Genomic DNA, 20,364 nt, shown 5'->3' with positions numbered 1-20,364 from the left:
GTTTTCAATTTCAATTTCAATTCAAGGGTGATTGAGCTGCAGGTTTCAGCAGATCTACAAGCACAACTCCGTTTTCATCGCTAAGGCTTTATTGACGATTTCAGCCACATCTTTCGACAATCCCTTGGTAGTTGCAACACGTTGCAAAGCTGCGCGCATCATTTCCTGCTGCGCTACCGGATACTTCGTCCATCGATCGAGGCTACGTGCCAAACGCGCGGCCACTTGAGGATTCAATTTATTCAAAGCAATTACGGCGTCGCCCCATAACTCATAGGCACTTCCGTCTGCAGCATGGAACTGAGCAGGGTTCGCATTACAAAAGGCGAAAATTAAGCTGCGCGCACGATTAGGGTTCGCGAGGCTAAAGGCCTTGTGCTTCATTAATTGACGGATCTGTTTGACATCGGTCGATGGTGCGCAAGCTTGCAAGCTAAACCACTTATCAATCACCAAGGCTTCGTGTTGAAACTCGTCAAAGAAATCTTGCAATACCTCAGCGCGGCGCGCTTGATATTGAGGCTGTAAGGCACTCGAGCAATGCAGCATCGCACTCAGCGCTGCCACCTTATCTGTCATATTCTCGGCCTCGAAATACTGGGTGTACGCTAATTCATAAGTCGATTCATGAGACCATTCGAGCAAATAGCTGAGCGCACAATTTTTCAATGCACGCTTACCGGCAGAAACCGCATCCGGTTTGTATTTACCCGGCGTTAAGTGATCTTGGTACACACTTAAAAATTCTGCTTTCAAAGCTTGCGCCAGACTGGCGCGCACAAATCGACGAGCTTGGTGAATACTATGCGGATCAGCAATTTCCATCTCCTCTGCCAGCATGACTTCGCTCGGTAAGGTCATGACTAATTCACGGAAAGCAGGGTCTAAGTTGGCATCGACTAGGGTCTTTCTCAATGCCTCGACGAACATATCATCCAGCGCCAAAGCTTCACCGTTCTGCACCGATTTTACGAGCTTCAGAAGACGGCGCATTGCCAAACGTTGGCCCGCTTCCCAACGACAAAAGGCGTCGCTGTCATGTGCCAACAAATGGGCCAATTGCGCGTCGGAATAATCAAAATCCAAGATCACTGGCGCGGAAAAATTACGCAGTAATGAGGGCGTTGGTTCATGCTCGATATGATGAAACTCAAACTCTTGCGTCTCTTGCGTCAATTCCAAAATAATAGAGCGAGGTGCCTGCGGATGGGCTTTCCCCGACTCCAATTGCAAGGCGAACTCGCTACCATCTTGTTGCAGCAAACCCATCGCAAAAGGAATGTGGAACGGAAGCTTGTGGTCTTGTCCGGCAGTCGCTGGGCAAGCTTGGCTCAACTTCAAGCGATACACGTGACGCTTCGCATCGTATTCCCCGTCGGCTTTGACACGCGGCGTACCCGCTTGGCTATACCAGCGCTCAAATTGACTGAGATCACGCCCGTTCGCATCGGCCATCGCCGCACGGAAATCGTCGCAGGTCACAGCTTGTCCGTCGTGACGTTGGAAATATAAATCCATGCCTTTACGGAAGCCTTCATGTCCCAACAGTGTGTAGTACATACGCACGACTTCGGAACCTTTTTCATACACCGTTACCGTGTAAAAATTATTGATCTCCGCGTAGGAATCGGGGCGAACCGGATGTGACATCGGCCCCGCGTCTTCGGGGAACTGATGTTGCCGCAAGATGCGCACATCTTCAATTCGTTTCACCGCACGCCCAGTGGCATTGCCCACCAAATCTCCCGAGAATTCTTGATCACGGAAAACGGTAAGTCCTTCTTTTAAGGACAATTGAAACCAATCGCGACAGGTCACACGGTTACCAGTCCAATTGTGGAAGTATTCATGCCCTACCACCGATTCAATGCCCGCATAATCTGCATCGGTTGCGGTACGTGAATTGGCCAACACATATTTGGTATTAAAAATGTTGAGGCCTTTGTTCTCCATCGCCCCCATATTGAAATCGCTGGTGGCGACGATCATGAAGCGATCTAAGTCGAGCTCCAAACCAAAGCGTTCTTCATCCCAACGAATGCTATTTTTGAGCGAATCCATTGCGTGTTGGGTCTTATCGAGGTTGCCCTCTTCGACCCACACCTGCAACAACACCTTACGGCCTGACTTCAATCTATATTTTTCTTCTTGGCAGACCAACTTACCAGCGACCAAAGCAAACAGATAAGAAGGTTTTTTGAATGGGTCTTCCCATTTGGCATAGTGGCGTCCATCACCAAGATCACCCTGCTCAATCAAATTGCCATTCGACAGTAATACTGGGAATTGCTTTTTATCGGCGCGCAGCATGACCGTATAAGTCGCCATGACATCCGGACGATCTGGAAAGTAAGTAATCTTACGGAAGCCTTCTGCCTCGCATTGCGTGAAGAAATTGCCGTTTGAGACATACAAACCCGACATGGTCGTGTTCTTATCGGCGGCAATGCTGGTTTCAATTTCGAGCACCACGGTATCAGGCGCATTGGAGATGATCAGACGTTCCTTGTTACGTTGGTAGGCGGAACGCTTGAGGTCCACGCCATTCAAGCGCAATTGATGAAGTTGAATATCTTCGCCGAACAATATCAAATCTTTTTCTGCACTATCGTGGTTGCGCCGCATATGCAAACGCGTCGCTACATGGGTGCGTTGTGGATGAAGATCAAATCCCATCTCTACCGTATCGACCCAGTAACCTGGTGCTACATAGTCTTTGCGATAAATTGTCTTCACATCTTGATTGGTATTACGCATAGGTTCCATTCACTCAACAGCTTATTCAAGCATCAGGCTCAAAGGGAAAGATCGCAGTGGCGTCAAATTAATTGATAAAATGAGTAGTAATGCAAGCAAAACGACGAGGCGTATACACTAAGCATCCATTCGACTTGGCGGCGCAAAACTGCAGATCCAGCGAAAGCATTATTTTACCTTGCTCTCGACTGGGTTTAAGAAAAAATAAACGAAATGGCAAACGAAGGAAATGCCACCCGATGTCAGCAAAACGGCTTGGATCCCCGCAGATTGAATCGACACTGCACACTTGGTGAGTCTAAAAGAGGCTGCAGTTTTCCCTGCCATAGGGTGTGAGCGTTTGCTCAAGTCTATCGGCAAGTGGTATCAAGCCCCCCGTTTTTACTGAAAGTTGTTGCCATGGTTTTGCTTGAAACTCAAACATCAGTTCTGACACGACTTACAAATCATTACAGACTTTTCAAGAGCAAAAGCGCATGATAAAGTCGCCACGTTTTTCGACTTATGCTTGCTTGATACCGTGTTATAGAGCACCGTTTCCCTCACAAAGACGATGCGACGAATGGTGTGACAAGTGATGTGATAAGTAGTGCCACAATGAGCAAAGTCGAAAGTAGTCATTGGAAATTATGGAGAGTCGTTATGAAGGTCGCGTTGAATAAGCTAGGCATCCTTTTTATGGGTTTGCTCCTCAGTGTATTGACTGGCTGCGCAAGTACCTATACCAGCCATGTGGTCACGGTCAATCAACTCCCGCGGGACCTAACACAAAAAAGCTATCAAATCGTCGCCACTCAAGAACAGAGCACCAGCCCTGAATTTCAACATGCCAGCGATGAAGTGCGAGCGCGTCTGAAAGAACTTGGCTTTACTGAAACGCAAGAGCAAGCGGCGCTGCAAGTCAAACTAGGTCTGCGCAGTAGCTATGGCGACGTCGAAGTGTGGTCGGCACACGGCACCGTACATTTCATTCCAACTGCTTTCGGCACACTGATACCAGTCGGTGCTTTCATGAACCCTCGTTATATTCCGATGTATAGCCGCTTGCCCATGCGCCGCCCATTTGCGTATTGGTATGACCCCTTCTATTCGCCATTTTACATAGGACGCTTCGGCTCTCCGTTTTATCAGCCTTACACCGTAAAGCAATACTATAAGCACGAAGTCGCGATTGATATTAGCGAAACGAATGGCAACAAGCCGCTGTATCAAGTGACCGCGCGCAGCGAACGCTCCAGCCCAGAAATTGAAGAGCAAATTCCTTTCTTAGTCGAAAGTGCATTACGTGAATTCCCGATGAAAACCGGGCGAACTTGGGTGCAACTCAAGATCGAGAAATAAGACCAAAACGGGTGCAAATCGCATCACAAAATAAAAATGCCGACGTGATGTCGGCATTTTTTATGGTCACAGTTTAGCTGATACGCCGTGATCTCAGCGTCCTTAACCAGGAATATCGCGCAAAGCAAAACCCAGCGCGCGATCGAGCAAAGAGTTCACCACCACGTTGGTCACATCACCTTCACGGCAACGTTTCGTCAGTTCTTCTGCCGAGATTGAAAATGCTCCACCACCTTGACGATTAGTGAAAATAAAGCTCGTGCGTTTCGGGCTAATCCACGCTAATTTGTAACGTGTCACATGGTCAAAGGCGTCGGTAAAGTCCAACCACATACCAATATCCAATTCCTCGACTTGCTTACTCGCTTCGTCGTCCAATTGCGTTTGTTTGCTATGCACTAAGCGATCTAAGCGACGATTACTGGCTCGTTGCGCGATATTCACTGCAATTTCTAATTGGCGGCGTGGCGACAATTCAAGCGGGGCACGCGCCATCGCGGCATGACGTTCGGCCAGTTTGGAGAAGAACAGGACACGTTCTGGCTCATCCCAACGAATCGCATTCAACCAAGCGTTCAACAAGGTCAACATCGACGGCAATTTCACTATCAACTCTTTGCGTTCCTCAGCGCTGTTTTTCGGTTTCAGACTCCAAATGAGATCGTCCATCGTTTTGAGCGCGTTTTCCAAGGCATGCGGCTTTTCATCTTTGACGCTATGTGCAATCGTTAAGATGCGTATCCATTGCTCCTGTAAAAAATTCTCCAAGAAACCTGCCACCTCACCCGTTTCAACCCGAATTGCCACATCATGTTCGGCAAGCTCGCGAGCGACCCGCATTTTTTCTTCACTCAGAGCCGTTTGCACGGGCTGACTAATCGCTTCTTGTGCGCGTTGTTCTTCCTCTTTCAAGAAATTTTCTAAGTCGATCACGACATCAGAAAACATATCGATTTGTTCGTTAAATTCCGACTGCACGCGTTCAACGATATCGCCAATCTTCTCGAGCAAGGGATCTTTATCGGCATCCAACACCATGCCAGAGCTACCTAAAATATCCATCAGCGTTCGCGCAGGATGCGATTCCCGCATAAAGAAATCGATGTCGGACAAGGCAACACGAAGCATTGGTATTTGCAATTGCGCGATCAAAGCCTTGATATCGTCGCGCAAAGTTTGATCAGCAAAAATATAATCAAAAATACGCGCTAATAATTCAATCGAATTACGTTCCACCACACCGAGCTTGAGCGCGGAGCGTGTCTTCAGTAAGCGACGTAGATTTGTTTCAAGTGGCGCCCGAAGACTACTGGTAGCGGCTTCAAAAGCTTCGTCTGTCTCAACACCGACTTCAGGAAAAGCCATCGTCTTTTGCATTTCGATGAGGTCCTCAAAGAAATGCTGATCGACAACTTGCTTATCAAAATTGTCCTGTGTAGTTTGTGCCTCTAAGGTCTCATCAAGAACCGCTCGTTCATCATTTAAGTCTAGGAAGGAGGCCGGTGCATCTTCCAAAGAGATCGGCGCCAACTCAATATCGCCCGAAAAGACTTTGCGCAGCTTTGCTCGCATCACAGGATTTTGCGAAATCGAAGTCGCTGGCAAAAATGCTTGCAATACCGTCGGGCCATCACTGTCATGGCTACTATCAGGATGAATTCCCTTGGCCATCAATTCGCGATTGATTTCATCAAGAATCGGTGTCAGTTGAATGAAAATATGGGGCTGTAAAACGCGCAAAATCACCAAATGTGAGGTGGAATTCGAATCAAGTTCTTTCCACGCCTCATAGACCGCATTCACAAACAGCTCAGGCCTAAAGGGATTCTGTGAAATATCGATAGGCATGCGGTTGAGGATTCTGCCGATCAAGGTATTCAACATGACCAAGGCTTCAGCGCTCATCACATCAAGACTTTGGCTCGCATGGCGTAACAAGATGCGCTCTTCCATCTGCTCATAAGTACGCGCCGTGTTGTCGAGATAAAGATCCTCTTTCTTAGCCCGCTTTTTGGTGTTGAAAATACTGACTTCCTTGCTCAACGCAAGATTGATCTGCGCCGCAACCAAACGGTAAAACACTGAGCTATTACGCTTAAGAAGAATTTGCGCATCAAGCGCGATCTTGGCATCTTCTGGTCGCACAGCTTGATCTGCCAGACGACCTAACTCATCGGCGAGTCGGTTCGCGAATGCTTCCAACTGGGATGAAGCAAGATTCGTTGCAATCGGCACGGTTGCCTGCAAAATCAAAAGGCGTGCAGCGTTGCTCGCACGGGCCCGTTGTTTGCTCATCGCGCTCTCTTCGGAATTTTTATGCGCACCAATCTCGTCTGGTGCATTGGAATTACTATCCATTGGTTCTCCGCCAAACTACTTGGTGTAGTACGCCTCAGTCGCAAAAGTGATCACCACGATGAGGGCGACTGCGCTGATCAGGACCAGCAATAGTCTGCCGAATCGAGGACTGCTAGCCTCTTCATGTTCTTTTTGATTGCGTTCAGACATTCTGCTTTTACACTCTCACATCAAAGAGCAATGACCACATCGCTCATTTTTTAAGCAAAGTGCATTGAAGCTGCGTCCGCAGCTTTCCCTTTTCTGCACTTTTACATGGAAACTCCGAGTATATGAGTTTTTTCATAATGCAGGCACTCTACGCCGACAATCGGTCGCATCTGAGAGGTGTTTTTAACACAGCTTGCACTTTTTAATTTTCTTATACGCAACAGTTGCGAGGTATCGATATGCTGAAAATTGACTGATGCAACATGCTATTTAAGCTTACTCAGCAAATACATCCCTGAAATCACTAAGCTCGCTCCCGCAATTTGCCATGCACTGACCTGCTCCTGCAAAAAGACCGAACCCAAGATCAGCGTCGACACCGGACCGATCATGCCCGCTTGCGACGCGATCGCAGCGCCGACGCGTTTGACCGCGAACATGGTTAGAAACACCGGTAACACCGTGCAAAAAATCGCGTTCAACATCGACAGGCCCATCACTGCCTCGGGCTGAAAGAGTTGATCAGCTGGTTTGAGAATAAAGAATTGCAACAAACTGGCGGCGCTCGAAACACACATCGCATAAGAAACCAAGCGTATAGATCCCAAACGCTGCACCATTTCACCCGACTGTATCAGATACGTGGCATAGGCGATCGCTGAACCTAACACGAGCCCCGATCCTAAAATCACTTGAGTTCCATTGAAGCCCAAGTCATGTACAAACACCAGAACGATACCAAGATAGGCCACCGCTAAAGACCACCACTGCTTGACAAGGATGGGCTTTTTCATAAAGAAGGCATGAATGAACAACACGAACGAAGGCGTCAAAAACAGGATTAAGCGTTCTAAACCCGCCGAGATGTATTGCAGCCCCAGAAAGTCCAGAAAACTCGATAAGTAATACCCGACTAAACCAAGTCCAACCAAACGCCAACGATCGGCCTTAGTAAGCGGCGGATGACGATATGCCTGCCATAGCGCGATCGCTGCCATCAGAGGAACCGTGAACAGCATACGCAGGGCGATGACCGTGATGGCGTCGACTTGATATCGATAGATTAATTTTGCCAGAATTGCCTTGGCCGAAAAAAGTACGGCGCCGGTGATTGCCAAACCGAGACCCAGTAAATGTTGACGGCGTTGCGCCGCATCTGTGCTGCGGGACGTGGAAGTAGAAACTGGGGAACTCACAAACAAGGCCTATGACGTGCAAAAACCTCAGCATAACCTAATTCTGACAGATCCATTTTCAAATCTCACAAACGGGTAGACCGCAGCTAGTTTGAATTACGTCGACAACTTGCTTAGTCGCCTTGACCATGTTTGAATGAGGCCGATAGCACATTGGAAGCCACTGAATTGAATCGATTTGAGTTGAATAAAGTCGTATTAAGTCGGATTCATTCAGAAATGGATAACTGAGATTCTGTCTACCGAAGCCGTCAATTGAGCGCCTTCCCAAAAATCACCACAAGGAAAATACTATGCACGATTTTCTCTGCCGACCAGCCCAAGCAAGTGATCTCGATGGGATTCGGAACTTATACCAGCAAGTCGCCAAAATCGAAGGTGGCCTTGCTCGTGTAGAAGTAGAAATTACAGAAGACTATATTCATCATAATCTCCAGCAAGGCATCGCACGTGGCATCTGCATCGTGGCCGAAGCGGCGCAAGGGATTGTCGGCGAGATTCATTGTTACCCCCCGACGCCACGCGTTTTCAGTCATGTTTTATCAGACCTGACCATTGCAGTACATCCCAACTACCAAGGCAAGGGTGTTGGACGCGCCATCTTCACCAACCTGCTCGAAACTGTGATTCAACATCGCCCTGAAATTCTACGAGTCGAATTAATTGCCCGAGAATCGAATCAAAAGGCGATTCGGTTTTATCAAAGCTTGGGCTTTACGATTGAGGGAGAAATGAAAAATCGAATTCGTCGTCCTGACGGTGCATTTGAGTCCGATATTCCAATGGCGTGGCTTCGTTCAGGGCAATGAGCTCCTTGCATTGGCGAGCCGATTGAAAATTCAATTGAAAATCAAATCTCGCTCACCAATTCATCAATGACTCGTACCACGCCTAGGCTGAATGATAGCTAAATGATGGCTGAATGATGGCGATGCATTTCAACTCACTGTTTGGCGGGTGGTGCAAATACCAAACGGAAAGCTTTCAAAGCTGCAGGGTGATAAATTGTGGCGTGCGTCTCAGCAGGGAACTTTTCGTAAGTCCATTGCAAGCCTTCAGGTTTCGTTTGTTCCAACACATTGGCAAATGCACTGATCACCTTCTCCATACCTGCCTGGCCGCTGCTCGCAAAATAAACTTTCTTCGCAAGCCGTGGCTGCAGTTTGAGTTTTTCTGAGAAAGCTGCCGTCAACTTCTGGTCATTCCACCACAAACTCGGATCAATTGCGATAAAAGTTTGAAAGGCATCCGGCGCATAAAACAGGGTTTCCAGAGTAAATAAACCCGCCAGAGATTCACCTACTAAAGCGCGTTCATCAGTGACGCGGTACGCTTGTTCAACAAAGGGAATAGCTTCTTTCAACAAAAACTCGCGGAAGCGCGGGGCGCCACCAAGATTGGGAATATCACGCTTATCTAAGGCGTTGTCGCTTGGTCCCGTCAAGTCGCGGCGGCGTACCGTATTCTCAATCCCCACCAAAATAAATGGCCGCATGGTTCCATTGTCGATCGACACTTGCATCAAGCCAGCGATATGCAAAAAGTCTTCCTTCAGACCGCCGTCGAGCATGTAAATCACGGGCAGTTTGAGATGTGGGTCACGCTGATAGACGTCGGGAACCATGACATTGATGCGCCGCTCCTCTTGCATCAGCTTAGAAGTCAACACATAGCTATCACCAATACTTAGTGCTTGCTTGTTTTTTGTTTCAGTGGCGGCAAGCATTGGTTTGCCTAGCTTGCCTTTTGCATCGTTTGACTGAGAAGCAGAGATCACTACGCTTAAAGGAATTGCTTCAGCGACCGCGGTAATAGAGGCACTGAACAACAGTGCAGACAATGCGAAAGTCCATTCGATACGTTTCATAGCGGGGTCCGATCAAGTGCAGGAAAGAGGGAATGTCGATATGGCTTAGTGAGTGTTCAATGAGTGATTAGTGAGCGAACCAGAGAAAAAGTTCCCAGGTTCGACACTCCCATATCGATCACTTTACGTATTCGGTCGACTGACGATCCTGAGTACTGTTGAGTACTATCAATCGATTGCGGCTAGTCAGCTTATCGCTTCTTGACGATCGAGCCTAAAACACCACGAATAATCTCGCGCCCAACTTGCGAACCTATGGTCCGCACTGCTGATTTCACCAAAGTTTCAGCGACATTATCGCGACGACGTATGCCCGAACCACCAAACAAATTTCCAAACATGCCGCCCAACATCCCGCCGATGCCGCCACCGTCTTGCTGCGCCGCTGGTTCTGATTTGGTTGATCTATTTGATGAATGACTTGGCGAAGAGCTCGGCGCACTGCGTCCCCAAGCTTGCTCATCTTGTGCGCTCGGTGATGCTTGATCAGCTTGATCTGCAGTACTAGCAACCCTGCCCTTCAGTTTCTCATAGGCCGATTCTCTATCGATCGCTTTTTCATAGACACCAGCCACGATCGACTGTTTCATGACCGCAGCACGCTCCTCAGCCGTCAACGCACCAATCTGCGAGCTTGGCGGCACGATGTAAGCGCGCTGTACCATATTCGGCCGACCTTTGTCGTCCAAGAAGGAAACCAAGGCTTCGCCGACGCCAAGCTCACCAATCACGGCGGCTGTATCGAGATCAGGATTCGGACGGAAAGTTTCTGCCGCTGCTTGCACGGCTTTTTGATCACGTGGCGTATAAGCTCGCAAAGCGTGTTGAATACGATTGCCCAGCTGGCCTAAGACGGTATCTGGAATATCCAGCGGATTTTGTGTGACGAAGTATACGCCCACGCCTTTGGAGCGGATCAAACGCACCACTTGCTCAATCTTTTGCAGCAAGACTTTCGGCGCTTCATCAAATAATAAGTGCGCTTCGTCGAAGAAAAACACCATCTTAGGTTGTTCGACATCGCCCACTTCCGGCAAATTTTCATAAAGCTCGGATAGCATCCACAACAAGAACGTCGAATACAAACGTGGTGATTGCAAGAGCTGATCGGCCGCCAAAATATTGATATAGCCACGGCCGTCCGCATCGGTTTGCATCATATCGTCGAGATTCAACATCGGCTCGCCGAAGAATTGCTCGCCGCCTTGTTCCGAGATTGCTAACAAAGCGCGTTGAATGGCGCCGATACTGGCGGCGGAGATATTGCCGTACTCGGTTTGGAACTCGGAGGCATTGTCGCCCAGATGCTGCAGCATGGCGCGCAAGTCCTTCACATCGAGTAGCAACAAACCATGATCGTCAGCAATCTTGAAAGCCAATTGCAGCACGCCTTCCTGTGTTTCATTCAGGTTCAACATGCGCCCTAATAGGACCGGACCTAAATCCGAAATGGTGGCACGCACAGGATGACCTTGTTTGCCGAACACATCCCAGAAAGTCACCGGACAAGCGCGCCATTGCGGCGCTTCGATCCCGAGCAAATCGCAACGTTGCTGCATCTTGCTGCTCATGCCGCCAGCTTTGGCCATACCCGACAAGTCGCCTTTGACGTCGGCCATAAAGACGGGCACGCCAATATCCGAAAGGGACTGCGCCAAGACTTGCAAGCTGACCGACTTACCGGTTCCCGTCGCACCAGTGATGCAACCGTGACGATTGGCCCAATCCGATAACAAATGCCAATCACTGATCTGTCCCTGATGCACACTTTTGGCGATTAATAAGGCTTTCGACATCGATACCGTCCTCTCAAATAAGTCAACAAGGAGCTCAAAATGAGCTCAAATCAGCAAAACAACTTCTCCCATTTCACGCATGCCAGCATCTTCTGTTCAGAGCGTTCACACCAAATCCATCCTGAATTTTGTCAACCAACTTTGATGCGCGACAAGAAAGCACCCTTTTCTGCACTTTTGCCGTGTTTTAGGCGGCATTTAAGGATCTTTTAGTACGCTTTTCCGCACAAACTTCTGGCACTTCACCGGATTTAGCAAGGTTTTAAGGGGGCGCTCTATGGTAGAATAGCGGTCTTCATTATAAAACCAATCCTTTGCAAGCTTGCCATTGCGCTACGAAATTTCCTCGTACGCAGGGTCGCACCGTTGGCAAAGGTGCCTATCCGAGAGAGAAGATCATGGCTGGACATAGTAAATGGGCCAATATCAAACATAAAAAAGCAGCGACCGATGCCAAACGCGGCAAGATCTGGACGCGCTTAATCAAGGAAATTACGGTTGCCGCACGTATGGGTGGCGAAGATATCGCTTCCAACCCACGTTTGCGCTTGGCTGTTGAAAAAGCAGCAGACGCCAACATGCCAAAAGAAAACGTGACACGCGCGATTCAACGCGGTGCGGGCACTTTGGAAGGCGCGAACTACGAAGAAGTACGCTATGAAGGTTACGGTATCGGCGGCGCCGCGATTATCGTTGACTGCATGACCGACAACCGCGTGCGTACCGTGGCTGAAGTTCGTCATGCTTTCAATAAGCACGGCGGCAATATGGGCACTGAAGGTTCTGTGGCGTTCTTGTTCACGCACTGCGGTCAAATGTTTTTCGCTCCTGGCACCAACGAAGATGCCTTGATGGAAGCAGCTTTGGAAGCGGGTGCCGATGACGTTGTGACTGATGATGAAGGCGGTATCGAGGTGATTACGCCACCGCATGATTTGTCGGCCGTTAAAGATGCACTCGAAAAAGCCGGCTTCAAACCAGAAGTCGCTGAAGTCGTCATGAAGCCACAAACAGAAACCGAATTTACCGGCGACGATGCAGTGAAAATGCAAAAGATTATCGATGCCTTGGAAAATTTGGATGATGTACAGGAAGTTTTTACAAACGCCATCATCGTTGAGTAAGCATAAATCCAATTCTAGGGCGCATCGCGGCGTTGCCAATGCGCGCAATGCTGACGTATTGCTGTGCTTGGCGCCTTGCGCTGCATCCCTATAATTGAATTTCTGGCTTACTCAAAGGCGCAGTTTAGGGATTTAATCTTTTAGCTGAACCATCTCGTAACAAACATCAACTTAACTCACTTATTCAGAGTACAAAATGAAAATTCTCGTAGTCGGCTCCGGTGGTCGTGAACATGCATTAGCATGGAAATTGGCGCAATCTGAACGTGTGCAAATGGTGTTTGTTGCGCCTGGTAACGGCGGCACCGAGTTGAATAAGAATCTACGCAATATCAATTTCAGCGATCCGCAAGCTTTGGCTGAGTTCGCGATGCAAGAGCACATTGCGATTACCGTGGTGGGCCCAGAAGTGCCTTTGGCGGCTGGAATCGTGAATATTTTCCGCGACAAAGGCTTAAAGATTTTTGGCCCTACCAAAGAAGCGGCGCAATTGGAAAGTTCGAAAGACTTCGCCAAAGCCTTCATGCATCGCCATCAAATTCCGACAGCCGAATATCAAACTTTTTCTGACTTGCAAGCAGCACACGATTACATCAATCAAAAAGGCGCACCGATCGTCATCAAAGCTGATGGTCTAGCGGCAGGTAAAGGCGTGGTCGTGGCCATGAGTTTGGATGAAGCGCATGCTGCGATCGATATGATGTTGGCCGATAACAAACTAGGCGACGCGGGTGCTCGTGTGGTCATCGAAGAATTCTTAGCCGGCGAAGAAGCCAGCTTCATCGTGATGGTGGACGGTAAGAATATTTTACCTTTGGCGACCTCGCAAGATCACAAGCGTTTGCTCGACAACGATCAAGGTCCGAATACTGGCGGCATGGGCGCTTACTCCCCAGCCCCAATCGTCACGCCGCAATTGCATGCACGCGTGATGCGCGAAATCATTCAGCCGACTGTGCAAGGCATGGCCAAAGACGGCATCATCTTCACTGGATTCTTGTATGCCGGTTTGATGATTGACGATCATGGCAACCCTAAGACTTTGGAATTCAATTGCCGTATGGGCGATCCTGAAACACAACCGATCATGTCGCGCTTGAAAACCGATTTGGTGACCGTGATGGAACACGCCGTCAACGGCACTTTAGACAGCATCGAACTCGAATGGGATCGCCGTACTGCAATGGGTGTGGTGATGGCAGCCAAAGGCTATCCAGTCACACCAGAAAAAGGTGCGGAGATTACCGGCATCCCTGCAGAGACAAGCGACTGTGTGACTTTCCATGCTGGCACCACTTTAGTCGGTGGCAAATTGAGTGTCAGTGGTGGCCGCGTACTCTGCGTAGTCGGCTTGGGTGACACGGTCAAAACAGCGCAAAAACATGCGTATGACGTCGTTGAGAAAATTAACTTCGCTGGCGCGCAATACCGCAAAGACATCGGCTGGCGTGCACTCAATCGCAAACACTGAGCGTAAGCACTGAGCGAAAATCAAATTCAAAACCCCTCAACACGGAGACACAGAGACACAGAGGAAAAGCTAGAGAAGTGCGAATGAGACTTCGAGTTTTGCTTCAGGGTTTCTCCTGCTCTTCTCTGCGCCTCTGTGTCTCTGTGTTGAGTGGTTTTAAGAAAAATAGTTTTTTATCACATCAAAAAAATGACCGACGCCAATTCCGTAAAACAATACCTTCTCGGCCTCCAAGCCTCTATCGTTGCGGCGATGGAAGAAGTCGATGGTTGCTCTTTCATTACCGATAGTTGGGAACGTCCTGAAGGTGGTGGCGGTATTTCGCGCGTGATCGAAGAAGGCAATGTCTTTGAACGTGGTGGTGTAAATTTCTCACATGTGATGGGCAATAATTTGCCACCGTCTGCTGCGGCTAGTCGGCCCGAGTTGGCGGGACGCCAATGGGAAGCGATGGGCGTGTCGCTGGTGCTGCATCCGCGCAATCCCTACGCGCCAACAGTGCACATGAATGTGCGCTTTTTCACGACCTATGCTGAAGGACAAGATCCAGTTTGGTGGTTCGGTGGCGGCATGGATTTAACGCCCTACTACGGCGAAGAAGACGATGCCAAGCACTTCCATCAAACCTGCAAAGATGCATTGCAAGGTTTTGGCGATGATCTATATCCGCGCTTCAAAAAATGGTGTGATGAGTATTTTTATCTCAAACATCGTAAAGAACCACGCGGTGTCGGTGGTGTGTTCTTTGATGATTACAACCATCAGCCGTTTGAACAAAGTTTTGCGATGATGCGCAGCGTCGGCGATGCCTTCGTGAAAGCCTATCGCCCCATTTTAGAGCGCCGCAAAGATACCAGCTATGGTGAACGCGAACGCGATTTCCAAGCCTACCGTCGTGGTCGCTACGTTGAATTCAATTTAGTCTTCGATCGTGGCACGCATTTCGGTTTGCAATCCGGTGGTCGCACCGAATCAATTTTGATGTCGATGCCGCCGATCGTGAAATGGCGTTATAACTGGACGCCAGAAACCGGCAGCCCAGAAGCGCGTTTGTGGACAGATTTCTTGATTCATCGCGAATGGGTTTAAGCGAGCTTGTCGGCACTAAAAACAAGTGCCAATCAATCAGCATCGATAGTGAAGTGCAGATCGAATCAACAAATTTAAACCATGCCTATCCCTACTAAAACCGTGCTCATCTTTGGCGGGAGTTTCGATCCCGTTCACAGTGGACATGTGGAGATGGTCAAGCATGTGGCGCAACGCTTTTCTGTTGACGAGGTACGTTTGATTCCGGCGGGTCAGCCGTGGCAAAAGGCAGGCTTAAAAGCGAGCCCAGCCCAACGCTCAGACATGTTGCGTTTAGCATTTGAAGGTGAACTCAGCATCCCGGTTCAGATCGACCAGCAAGAAGTCGAGCGTGCAGAACAACAAATCCCCAGTTACACGGTGGATACTTTAGAACAATTAAGGCAGTACTATGGTGAGACCACTGCTTTGATTTTATTGATAGGCGCGGACCAGTTCCGCAATCTCACTACCTGGAAGAATTGGCAACAGCTCTTCCAACTGGCACACATCGTCGCAGCGGCAAGACCAGGCTACAGCTTGCAGCTCGACGAACTTCCCAGCGAATTTGTCAGCCTTTGGGGTCATGCACAAAACGAATTGGATATTGCGCGCTTCAAGCAATGTTGTTTTGGCAAAACATGGCTAGAAACGGGCTTGGCTTGGGATATTTCTGCAACACGAATTCGCGCGTCGTTGCAGCAACAAGGGCAAAGCAAGGAAAGCATCGCGCTAATTCCGCGCAAGGTGTTAGACTACTTGCAAAGCCATTCGATTTACAATTAGCGCGTGCTGTTCATACCAGCGATCGCGCCACGGCAAGCTTCAGTTCACATGAACCTTTGCCCTTGAACTAACATCGCAGAAAATTAGGACATTATGGATATCAAAAAACTACAAACCCTCGTATTCGACGCACTCGAAGACGTTAAAGGCCAAGAAATTCAAATCTTCGACACCACCGAGATCACTAGCTTATTCGACCGCGTTTGCGTCGCTTCCGGTACTTCGAATCGCCAAACCAAAGCATTGGCTGCATCGGTACGCGATAAGGTCAAAGAAGCTGGCGGCGACATCGTCGGTATGGAAGGTGAAGAGACCGGTGAATGGGTATTGGTTGACTTGGGCGATATGATCGTTCACATCATGCAACCAGCGATTCGCGCTTACTACCGCTTAGAAGAAATCTGGGGCGGCAAAGAAGTGAAAATGGGTGCAGCAAAACGCGGTGCGAAGAAAGTCGCCAGCGACGATGCTGACAAACCAAAACGCGCAACGCGCAGCAAAGCAGCAGTGGAAGTCACGCATGACATGATGGCGATTCAAACCACAGTCGACGACGAAGAAAAGAAACCAGCACGTAAGCCACGCGTCAGCAAAGTCGCAGCAGAATTGGCTGGCGACAAACCAGCGCGCAAACCACGCGCTACTTCTAGCGCCAGCGGCACTGCCAAAATTCCAACAGGCGGCCGTGTCAAAGTCGCTGCATCCAAGACAGCCACGGCCTCCGCTAAAGCAGCCGCAGCGAAGAAAACGACTACGCGTCGTAAGGCTGCTGAATAAGCCGATTCGCTTGATGTTGAATCAAAAAGGAAGCTTACGGGCTTCCTTTTTTTGTTTTGCGCTAGGAACCATCGAGCAAGTATCGATCGGTAACCATTCTAAAATTCATTCCAGAATAGACTTGGCCTTTCGTGACGAGTGCAATGCGATGACTGAGATCAGTAGTTGAATTTCTGCCTCGACGCGCATCGCAATAAACCATTGACCCAACGTATAATCACAAAACACAATCCATCTCGCCACCATCATGCAACTCATCATCGCCGCCGTCGGCCACAAAATGCCATCATGGATAGAAACCGGTTTTCAGGAGTACGCTAAACGTATGCCGCCTGAAATTCGGATACATCTTAAAGAAATAAAACCGATCGAACGCTCTGGCAGTAAGACCGCCGAAACCGTGATGGCCTTGGAGCGTGAGAAGATTGAGGCAGTGATTCCCAAGAATGCACGCGTGATTGCACTCGATGAACGCGGTAAGGACTTGACCTCAGTGGCGCTCGCCAAGAGCCTCACCGACTGGCAACAAGATGGTCGCGACGTGGTCTTCGTGATTGGCGGTGCCGACGGTTTAGATGCCGAATTTAAGGCGAAGGCTGATGGCTTGATTCGTATCTCCAGTTTAACTTTGCCACACGGGATGGTGCGTGTATTATTAGCAGAACAACTTTATCGCGCTTGGTCGATCACCCAGAATCATCCCTATCATCGGGTTTAGCGACGCTTTCGCCCTCGCCACAAACAGTGACTAAACCGTGACGGATTTGCTTTGCCACAAACGATGCTCCGTGTATTATTAGCAGAACAACTCTATTACGCGAAGTCGATTTCCCCTGAAGCCTAGTTGATTCAAGGATGCGACTGAGCCGAGCATCAGGAATGTAGCTATGGGCTATCAGCAAAAACTTTATCTCGCTTCGAAAAGCCCACGTCGACGTGAATTATTGCGTCAGGTTGGTATCGATTTCGAAGTCTTACTTCTGCGTGATCTACCGCCGCGCGGACCCGATGTCACTGAAGAAGTCTATCCAGGGGAATTGCCTGAAGCCTATGTGGCCCGCGTAACGCAAGAGAAAGCCAGCGCCGCATGGAATGCGATGTTGGCGCGGCACTTGCCGCCACATCCCGTTTTAGCTGCCGATACAACGGTCGTCTTGGGTCAACAAATCCTCGGCAAACCGAGTGATCGCGAACATGCGATTGCCATGCTGACGCAGTTAGCCGGCAATACGCATCAAGTGCTGACCAGCATCGCCGTGAAATATCAACATCAGCTTCTACAACGAACACAATGTTCGGAAGTACGCTTCGCTCCTTTAAGTGCTGCGCAAATCGCCGCTTATTGTGATAGCGCTGAACCGTATGACAAAGCCGGTGGCTATGGCATCCAAGGTATGGCTGCGCGCTTCATCGAACATATCAGTGGCAGTTACTCAGGCATCATGGGGCTTCCCCTGTTCGAGACCTGCGAACTACTAGGCTACTTTAAGAATTCTTAAATATCAAAAATTGAATCCAAATGAGCGAAAATCTTCTGATCAACATCACGCCGCAAGAAACGCGCGTTGCGCTGATGTTTCAAGGTGCGGTGCAAGAGCTGCACATCGAACGCACGCTGTCACGCGGCTTAGTCGGCAACATCTACCTCGGCAAAGTAGTGCGTGTCTTGCCCGGTATGCAGTCGGCCTTTATCGACATCGGTTTAGAACGAGCGGCATTTTTGCACGTGGCCGATATTTGGGATGCACGTCCACAAGGTCACGAAGGCAGTCCTAACAATGTGCCTTTAACACCAATCGAAAAATTACTCTTCGACGGCCAAACGGTCACTGTGCAAGTGGTGAAAGACCCGATCGGCACCAAAGGTGCACGACTCTCTACACAGATTTCGATTGCAGGCCGCATGTTAGTGTTCTTGCCGCAGGATTCGCACATCGGTATTTCGCAGCGTATCGAAAACGAAGAAGAGCGCGAAGCCCTACGCACCAAGGTGCAAGGACTGGTCAGTGAAGACGAAAAAGGTGGATTTATCGTCAGAACCATGGCCGAAGACGCCTCTGAAGAAGACTTGCGCACCGACATCGAATACTTGCGTCGCACCTGGTCCAACATCACCAAGCTAGCCAAAACCAAACCGCCGTGCAGCTTGCTGTACCAAGATTTGAATCTAGCACAGCGTGTTTTACGTGACTTCGTCAACGAAGAAACCGACAGCATACAAATCGACTCGCGCGAAAACTTCCTGATGCTGCAAGACTTCGCCCGCACTTACACGCCATCGGTATTACCGAAGCTGCAGCACTACACTGGCGAACGCCCTATTTTTGATTTGTATGGTGTCGAAGAAGAAATTGAACGCGCGCTGAGCCGTCGCGTGAATTTGAAATCGGGAGGTTATCTCATCATCGACCAAACCGAAGCGATGACCACCATCGACGTCAACACCGGTAGCTTTGTCGCGGGTCGCAATTTCGACGATACGATTTTCAAAACTAATTTGGAGGCAGCGATTGCAATCGCCCGCCAACTACGTTTGCGTAATTTAGGCGGCATTATCATTCTTGACTTGATCGACATGGAAAGCCAAGAACATAAAGACGCCGTCCTAGCAGAGCTCAACAAAGCCCTAGCACGCGATCGCACCAAACTCTCAGTCTCGACTTTCTCTGCATTAGGATTAGTCGAAGTCACACGCAAACGCACGCGCGAATCACTGTCTCATGTACTGTGCGAGCCTTGCCCAGCCTGCAACGGCAAAGGCCAAGTCAAAACAGCGCGTACCGTTTGCTACGAAATCCTACGTGAGCTCCTACGCGAAGCAAAACAATTCAACCCCCGCGAATTCCGCATCATGGCATCCCAAGTCGTGGTCGATATGTTCCTCGAAGAAGAGTCACAACATCTAGCGATGTTAGGCGACTTCATCGGCAAACCGATTTCACTGCAAGTCGAGAATGTGTTCCATCAGGAGCAGTACGATATTATTTTGATGTAAGCATCTCGAGCTGATCACTTCCCAGATCCTAATTCGATCAGCTCTTACTTGGCTTATGCAATTGCCAAAAAAATAAAACATGATGATCAACAAAAAAGACCATCCGGTCGAATGGGCTGGACTCATGTACGAACTCGAAGATGCGCATGAGCACTTAGGGAAGTTAATCACTGAAATGAACGAAACAGCAGAATTTGATGAGGTCGACTTCCGTATACAGTTACAGCACGTCTTTCAACACCTCAGTCGTGCCTGGCACCGAGGCATTTTCGCCCGTGACATGACTGAGGCAGAGTGGGAGGCCGCTAGCCAATTCCCACAAGATCTCGATCAGATTCAAGACAGCGAGCTCCAGCGCTAACACCTCATTCCAAGCCAAGATATGCAACGCATCATTTACTTCGACATCGACGATACCTTGATTCGCTCCTACGGTAGCAAACGCATTCCCATGCCAGCCGCAATCGCTGCCGTGCGTAGGCTGAAACAAGAAGGTGCCTTGCTGTATTTGTGGAGTTCCGGTGGTGCCGAGTATTGTCGAAGCACTGCTCTCGAGTTGGGCTTGCAAGATTGCTTCGAAGCTTACTTACCAAAACCGACCACCTACATCGACGATCAACCGGTGCATGAATGGCGCTTTTGTGAGCATCTTTATCCTAGCCAAGTTTAACGAACAAG

18 protein-coding genes are annotated in these 20,364 nt (G+C 49.2%); 12 read left to right on the top strand and 6 right to left on the bottom strand.

Translation table 11 applies throughout. The annotated features are described in order from the left end of the window. Positions 1-54 precede the first annotated feature (54 nt). Positions 55-2,757: an aminopeptidase N gene (gene pepN, locus RF679_RS04645; protein WP_309483054.1), complete on the bottom strand. Its 2,703-nt coding sequence runs from the start codon at positions 2,755-2,757 to the stop codon at positions 55-57. A 642-nt stretch (positions 2,758-3,399) separates the two neighbouring features. Here pepN and RF679_RS04640 point away from each other — a divergent pair. Further along, positions 3,400-4,098, top strand: coding sequence for a DUF4136 domain-containing protein (locus tag RF679_RS04640; RefSeq protein WP_309483053.1), 699 nt, complete (start codon positions 3,400-3,402; stop codon positions 4,096-4,098). A gap of 102 nt (positions 4,099-4,200) precedes the next feature. Here RF679_RS04640 and RF679_RS04635 read toward each other — a convergent pair whose 3' ends face one another. From RF679_RS04635 to RF679_RS04625, 3 genes are all read right to left on the bottom strand, one after another. After that, a complete protein-coding gene (locus RF679_RS04635) occupies positions 4,201-6,456 on the bottom strand; it encodes a DUF1631 family protein (protein ID WP_309483052.1) in 2,256 nt (751 codons plus the stop codon). Between the two features lie 15 nt (positions 6,457-6,471). Then, positions 6,472-6,606 (bottom strand): hypothetical protein, encoded by a 135-nt coding sequence (locus tag RF679_RS04630; protein WP_309483051.1) that lies wholly within the window; start codon positions 6,604-6,606, stop codon positions 6,472-6,474. Between the two features lie 266 nt (positions 6,607-6,872). Beyond that, positions 6,873-7,808 carry a DMT family transporter gene (locus RF679_RS04625; protein ID WP_373921733.1) on the bottom strand — a complete coding sequence of 312 codons (936 nt, stop codon included), beginning with the start codon at positions 7,806-7,808 and terminating at the stop codon, positions 6,873-6,875. A 287-nt stretch (positions 7,809-8,095) separates the two neighbouring features. Here RF679_RS04625 and RF679_RS04620 point away from each other — a divergent pair, with 287 nt between their 5' ends. Continuing rightward, on the top strand, positions 8,096-8,611 hold the full coding sequence (locus RF679_RS04620) for a GNAT family N-acetyltransferase (RefSeq protein WP_309483049.1): 516 nt from the start codon (positions 8,096-8,098) through the stop codon (positions 8,609-8,611). Positions 8,612-8,745: 134 nt separating this feature from the next. On the opposite strand, the gene RF679_RS04615 is transcribed toward RF679_RS04620, so the two are convergent. After that, on the bottom strand, positions 8,746-9,669 hold the full coding sequence (locus tag RF679_RS04615; protein ID WP_309483048.1) for an alpha/beta hydrolase: 924 nt from the start codon (positions 9,667-9,669) through the stop codon (positions 8,746-8,748). A gap of 191 nt (positions 9,670-9,860) precedes the next feature. Beyond that, entirely contained in the window at positions 9,861-11,465 is a 1,605-nt protein-coding gene (locus RF679_RS04610; RefSeq protein WP_309483047.1) for a helicase HerA-like C-terminal domain-containing protein, read from the bottom strand. A gap of 398 nt (positions 11,466-11,863) precedes the next feature. Between RF679_RS04610 and RF679_RS04605 the strand changes: the two genes are divergently transcribed. From RF679_RS04605 to RF679_RS04560, 10 genes are all read left to right on the top strand, one after another. Further along, positions 11,864-12,589: a YebC/PmpR family DNA-binding transcriptional regulator gene (locus tag RF679_RS04605; protein ID WP_309483046.1), complete on the top strand. Its 726-nt coding sequence runs from the start codon at positions 11,864-11,866 to the stop codon at positions 12,587-12,589. A gap of 196 nt (positions 12,590-12,785) precedes the next feature. Further along, a complete protein-coding gene (purD, locus tag RF679_RS04600; RefSeq protein ID WP_309483045.1) occupies positions 12,786-14,060 on the top strand; it encodes a phosphoribosylamine--glycine ligase in 1,275 nt (424 codons plus the stop codon). A gap of 189 nt (positions 14,061-14,249) precedes the next feature. Next, positions 14,250-15,149 carry an oxygen-dependent coproporphyrinogen oxidase gene (gene hemF, locus RF679_RS04595; RefSeq protein ID WP_309483044.1) on the top strand — a complete coding sequence of 300 codons (900 nt, stop codon included), beginning with the start codon at positions 14,250-14,252 and terminating at the stop codon, positions 15,147-15,149. Between the two features lie 81 nt (positions 15,150-15,230). Further along, positions 15,231-15,914, top strand: coding sequence for a nicotinate (nicotinamide) nucleotide adenylyltransferase (gene nadD, locus RF679_RS04590; protein WP_309483043.1), 684 nt, complete (start codon positions 15,231-15,233; stop codon positions 15,912-15,914). Positions 15,915-16,007: 93 nt separating this feature from the next. Beyond that, positions 16,008-16,691 carry a ribosome silencing factor gene (gene rsfS, locus RF679_RS04585; RefSeq protein ID WP_309483042.1) on the top strand — a complete coding sequence of 228 codons (684 nt, stop codon included), beginning with the start codon at positions 16,008-16,010 and terminating at the stop codon, positions 16,689-16,691. Between the two features lie 247 nt (positions 16,692-16,938). Then, positions 16,939-17,409: a 23S rRNA (pseudouridine(1915)-N(3))-methyltransferase RlmH gene (rlmH, locus tag RF679_RS04580; RefSeq protein ID WP_309483041.1), complete on the top strand. Its 471-nt coding sequence runs from the start codon at positions 16,939-16,941 to the stop codon at positions 17,407-17,409. A 169-nt stretch (positions 17,410-17,578) separates the two neighbouring features. Continuing rightward, on the top strand, positions 17,579-18,190 hold the full coding sequence (locus RF679_RS04575) for a Maf family protein (RefSeq protein WP_309483040.1): 612 nt from the start codon (positions 17,579-17,581) through the stop codon (positions 18,188-18,190). A 20-nt stretch (positions 18,191-18,210) separates the two neighbouring features. After that, positions 18,211-19,686 (top strand): ribonuclease G, encoded by a 1,476-nt coding sequence (rng, locus tag RF679_RS04570; protein ID WP_309483039.1) that lies wholly within the window; start codon positions 18,211-18,213, stop codon positions 19,684-19,686. A gap of 79 nt (positions 19,687-19,765) precedes the next feature. After that, positions 19,766-20,047: a hypothetical protein gene (locus tag RF679_RS04565; RefSeq protein WP_309483038.1), complete on the top strand. Its 282-nt coding sequence runs from the start codon at positions 19,766-19,768 to the stop codon at positions 20,045-20,047. Between the two features lie 21 nt (positions 20,048-20,068). Then, complete coding sequence (locus tag RF679_RS04560; RefSeq protein WP_309483037.1) at positions 20,069-20,356, top strand: HAD family hydrolase; 288 nt, start codon at positions 20,069-20,071, stop codon at positions 20,354-20,356. The last annotated feature ends 8 nt before the right edge of the window (positions 20,357-20,364 follow it).

Source organism: Undibacterium cyanobacteriorum (assembly GCF_031326225.1).
In the GTDB taxonomy this organism is placed as follows: Bacteria; Pseudomonadota; Gammaproteobacteria; order Burkholderiales; family Burkholderiaceae_D; genus Undibacterium; species Undibacterium cyanobacteriorum.
This window is presented reverse-complemented; position numbering and strand designations above follow the sequence as displayed.

Bases quoted from the DNA above. Each gene is read 5' to 3' on its own strand.
- rlmH (WP_309483041.1), top strand. From the start codon at position 16,939: ATGCAACTCATCATCGCCGCCGTCGGCCACAAAATGCCATCATGGATA.
- RF679_RS04615 (WP_309483048.1), bottom strand. From the start codon at position 9,669: ATGAAACGTATCGAATGGACTTTCGCATTGTCTGCACTGTTGTTCAGT.
- RF679_RS04605 (WP_309483046.1), top strand. From the start codon at position 11,864: ATGGCTGGACATAGTAAATGGGCCAATATCAAACATAAAAAAGCAGCG.
- nadD (WP_309483043.1), top strand. From the start codon at position 15,231: ATGCCTATCCCTACTAAAACCGTGCTCATCTTTGGCGGGAGTTTCGAT.
- RF679_RS04620 (WP_309483049.1), top strand. From the start codon at position 8,096: ATGCACGATTTTCTCTGCCGACCAGCCCAAGCAAGTGATCTCGATGGG.
- purD (WP_309483045.1), top strand. From the start codon at position 12,786: ATGAAAATTCTCGTAGTCGGCTCCGGTGGTCGTGAACATGCATTAGCA.
- RF679_RS04630 (WP_309483051.1), bottom strand. From the start codon at position 6,606: ATGTCTGAACGCAATCAAAAAGAACATGAAGAGGCTAGCAGTCCTCGA.
- rng (WP_309483039.1), top strand. From the start codon at position 18,211: ATGAGCGAAAATCTTCTGATCAACATCACGCCGCAAGAAACGCGCGTT.
- pepN (WP_309483054.1), bottom strand. From the start codon at position 2,757: ATGCGTAATACCAATCAAGATGTGAAGACAATTTATCGCAAAGACTAT.
- RF679_RS04640 (WP_309483053.1), top strand. From the start codon at position 3,400: ATGAAGGTCGCGTTGAATAAGCTAGGCATCCTTTTTATGGGTTTGCTC.
- RF679_RS04565 (WP_309483038.1), top strand. From the start codon at position 19,766: ATGATGATCAACAAAAAAGACCATCCGGTCGAATGGGCTGGACTCATG.
- hemF (WP_309483044.1), top strand. From the start codon at position 14,250: ATGACCGACGCCAATTCCGTAAAACAATACCTTCTCGGCCTCCAAGCC.
- RF679_RS04560 (WP_309483037.1), top strand. From the start codon at position 20,069: ATGCAACGCATCATTTACTTCGACATCGACGATACCTTGATTCGCTCC.
- rsfS (WP_309483042.1), top strand. From the start codon at position 16,008: ATGGATATCAAAAAACTACAAACCCTCGTATTCGACGCACTCGAAGAC.
- RF679_RS04575 (WP_309483040.1), top strand. From the start codon at position 17,579: ATGGGCTATCAGCAAAAACTTTATCTCGCTTCGAAAAGCCCACGTCGA.
- RF679_RS04610 (WP_309483047.1), bottom strand. From the start codon at position 11,465: ATGTCGAAAGCCTTATTAATCGCCAAAAGTGTGCATCAGGGACAGATC.
- RF679_RS04635 (WP_309483052.1), bottom strand. From the start codon at position 6,456: ATGGATAGTAATTCCAATGCACCAGACGAGATTGGTGCGCATAAAAAT.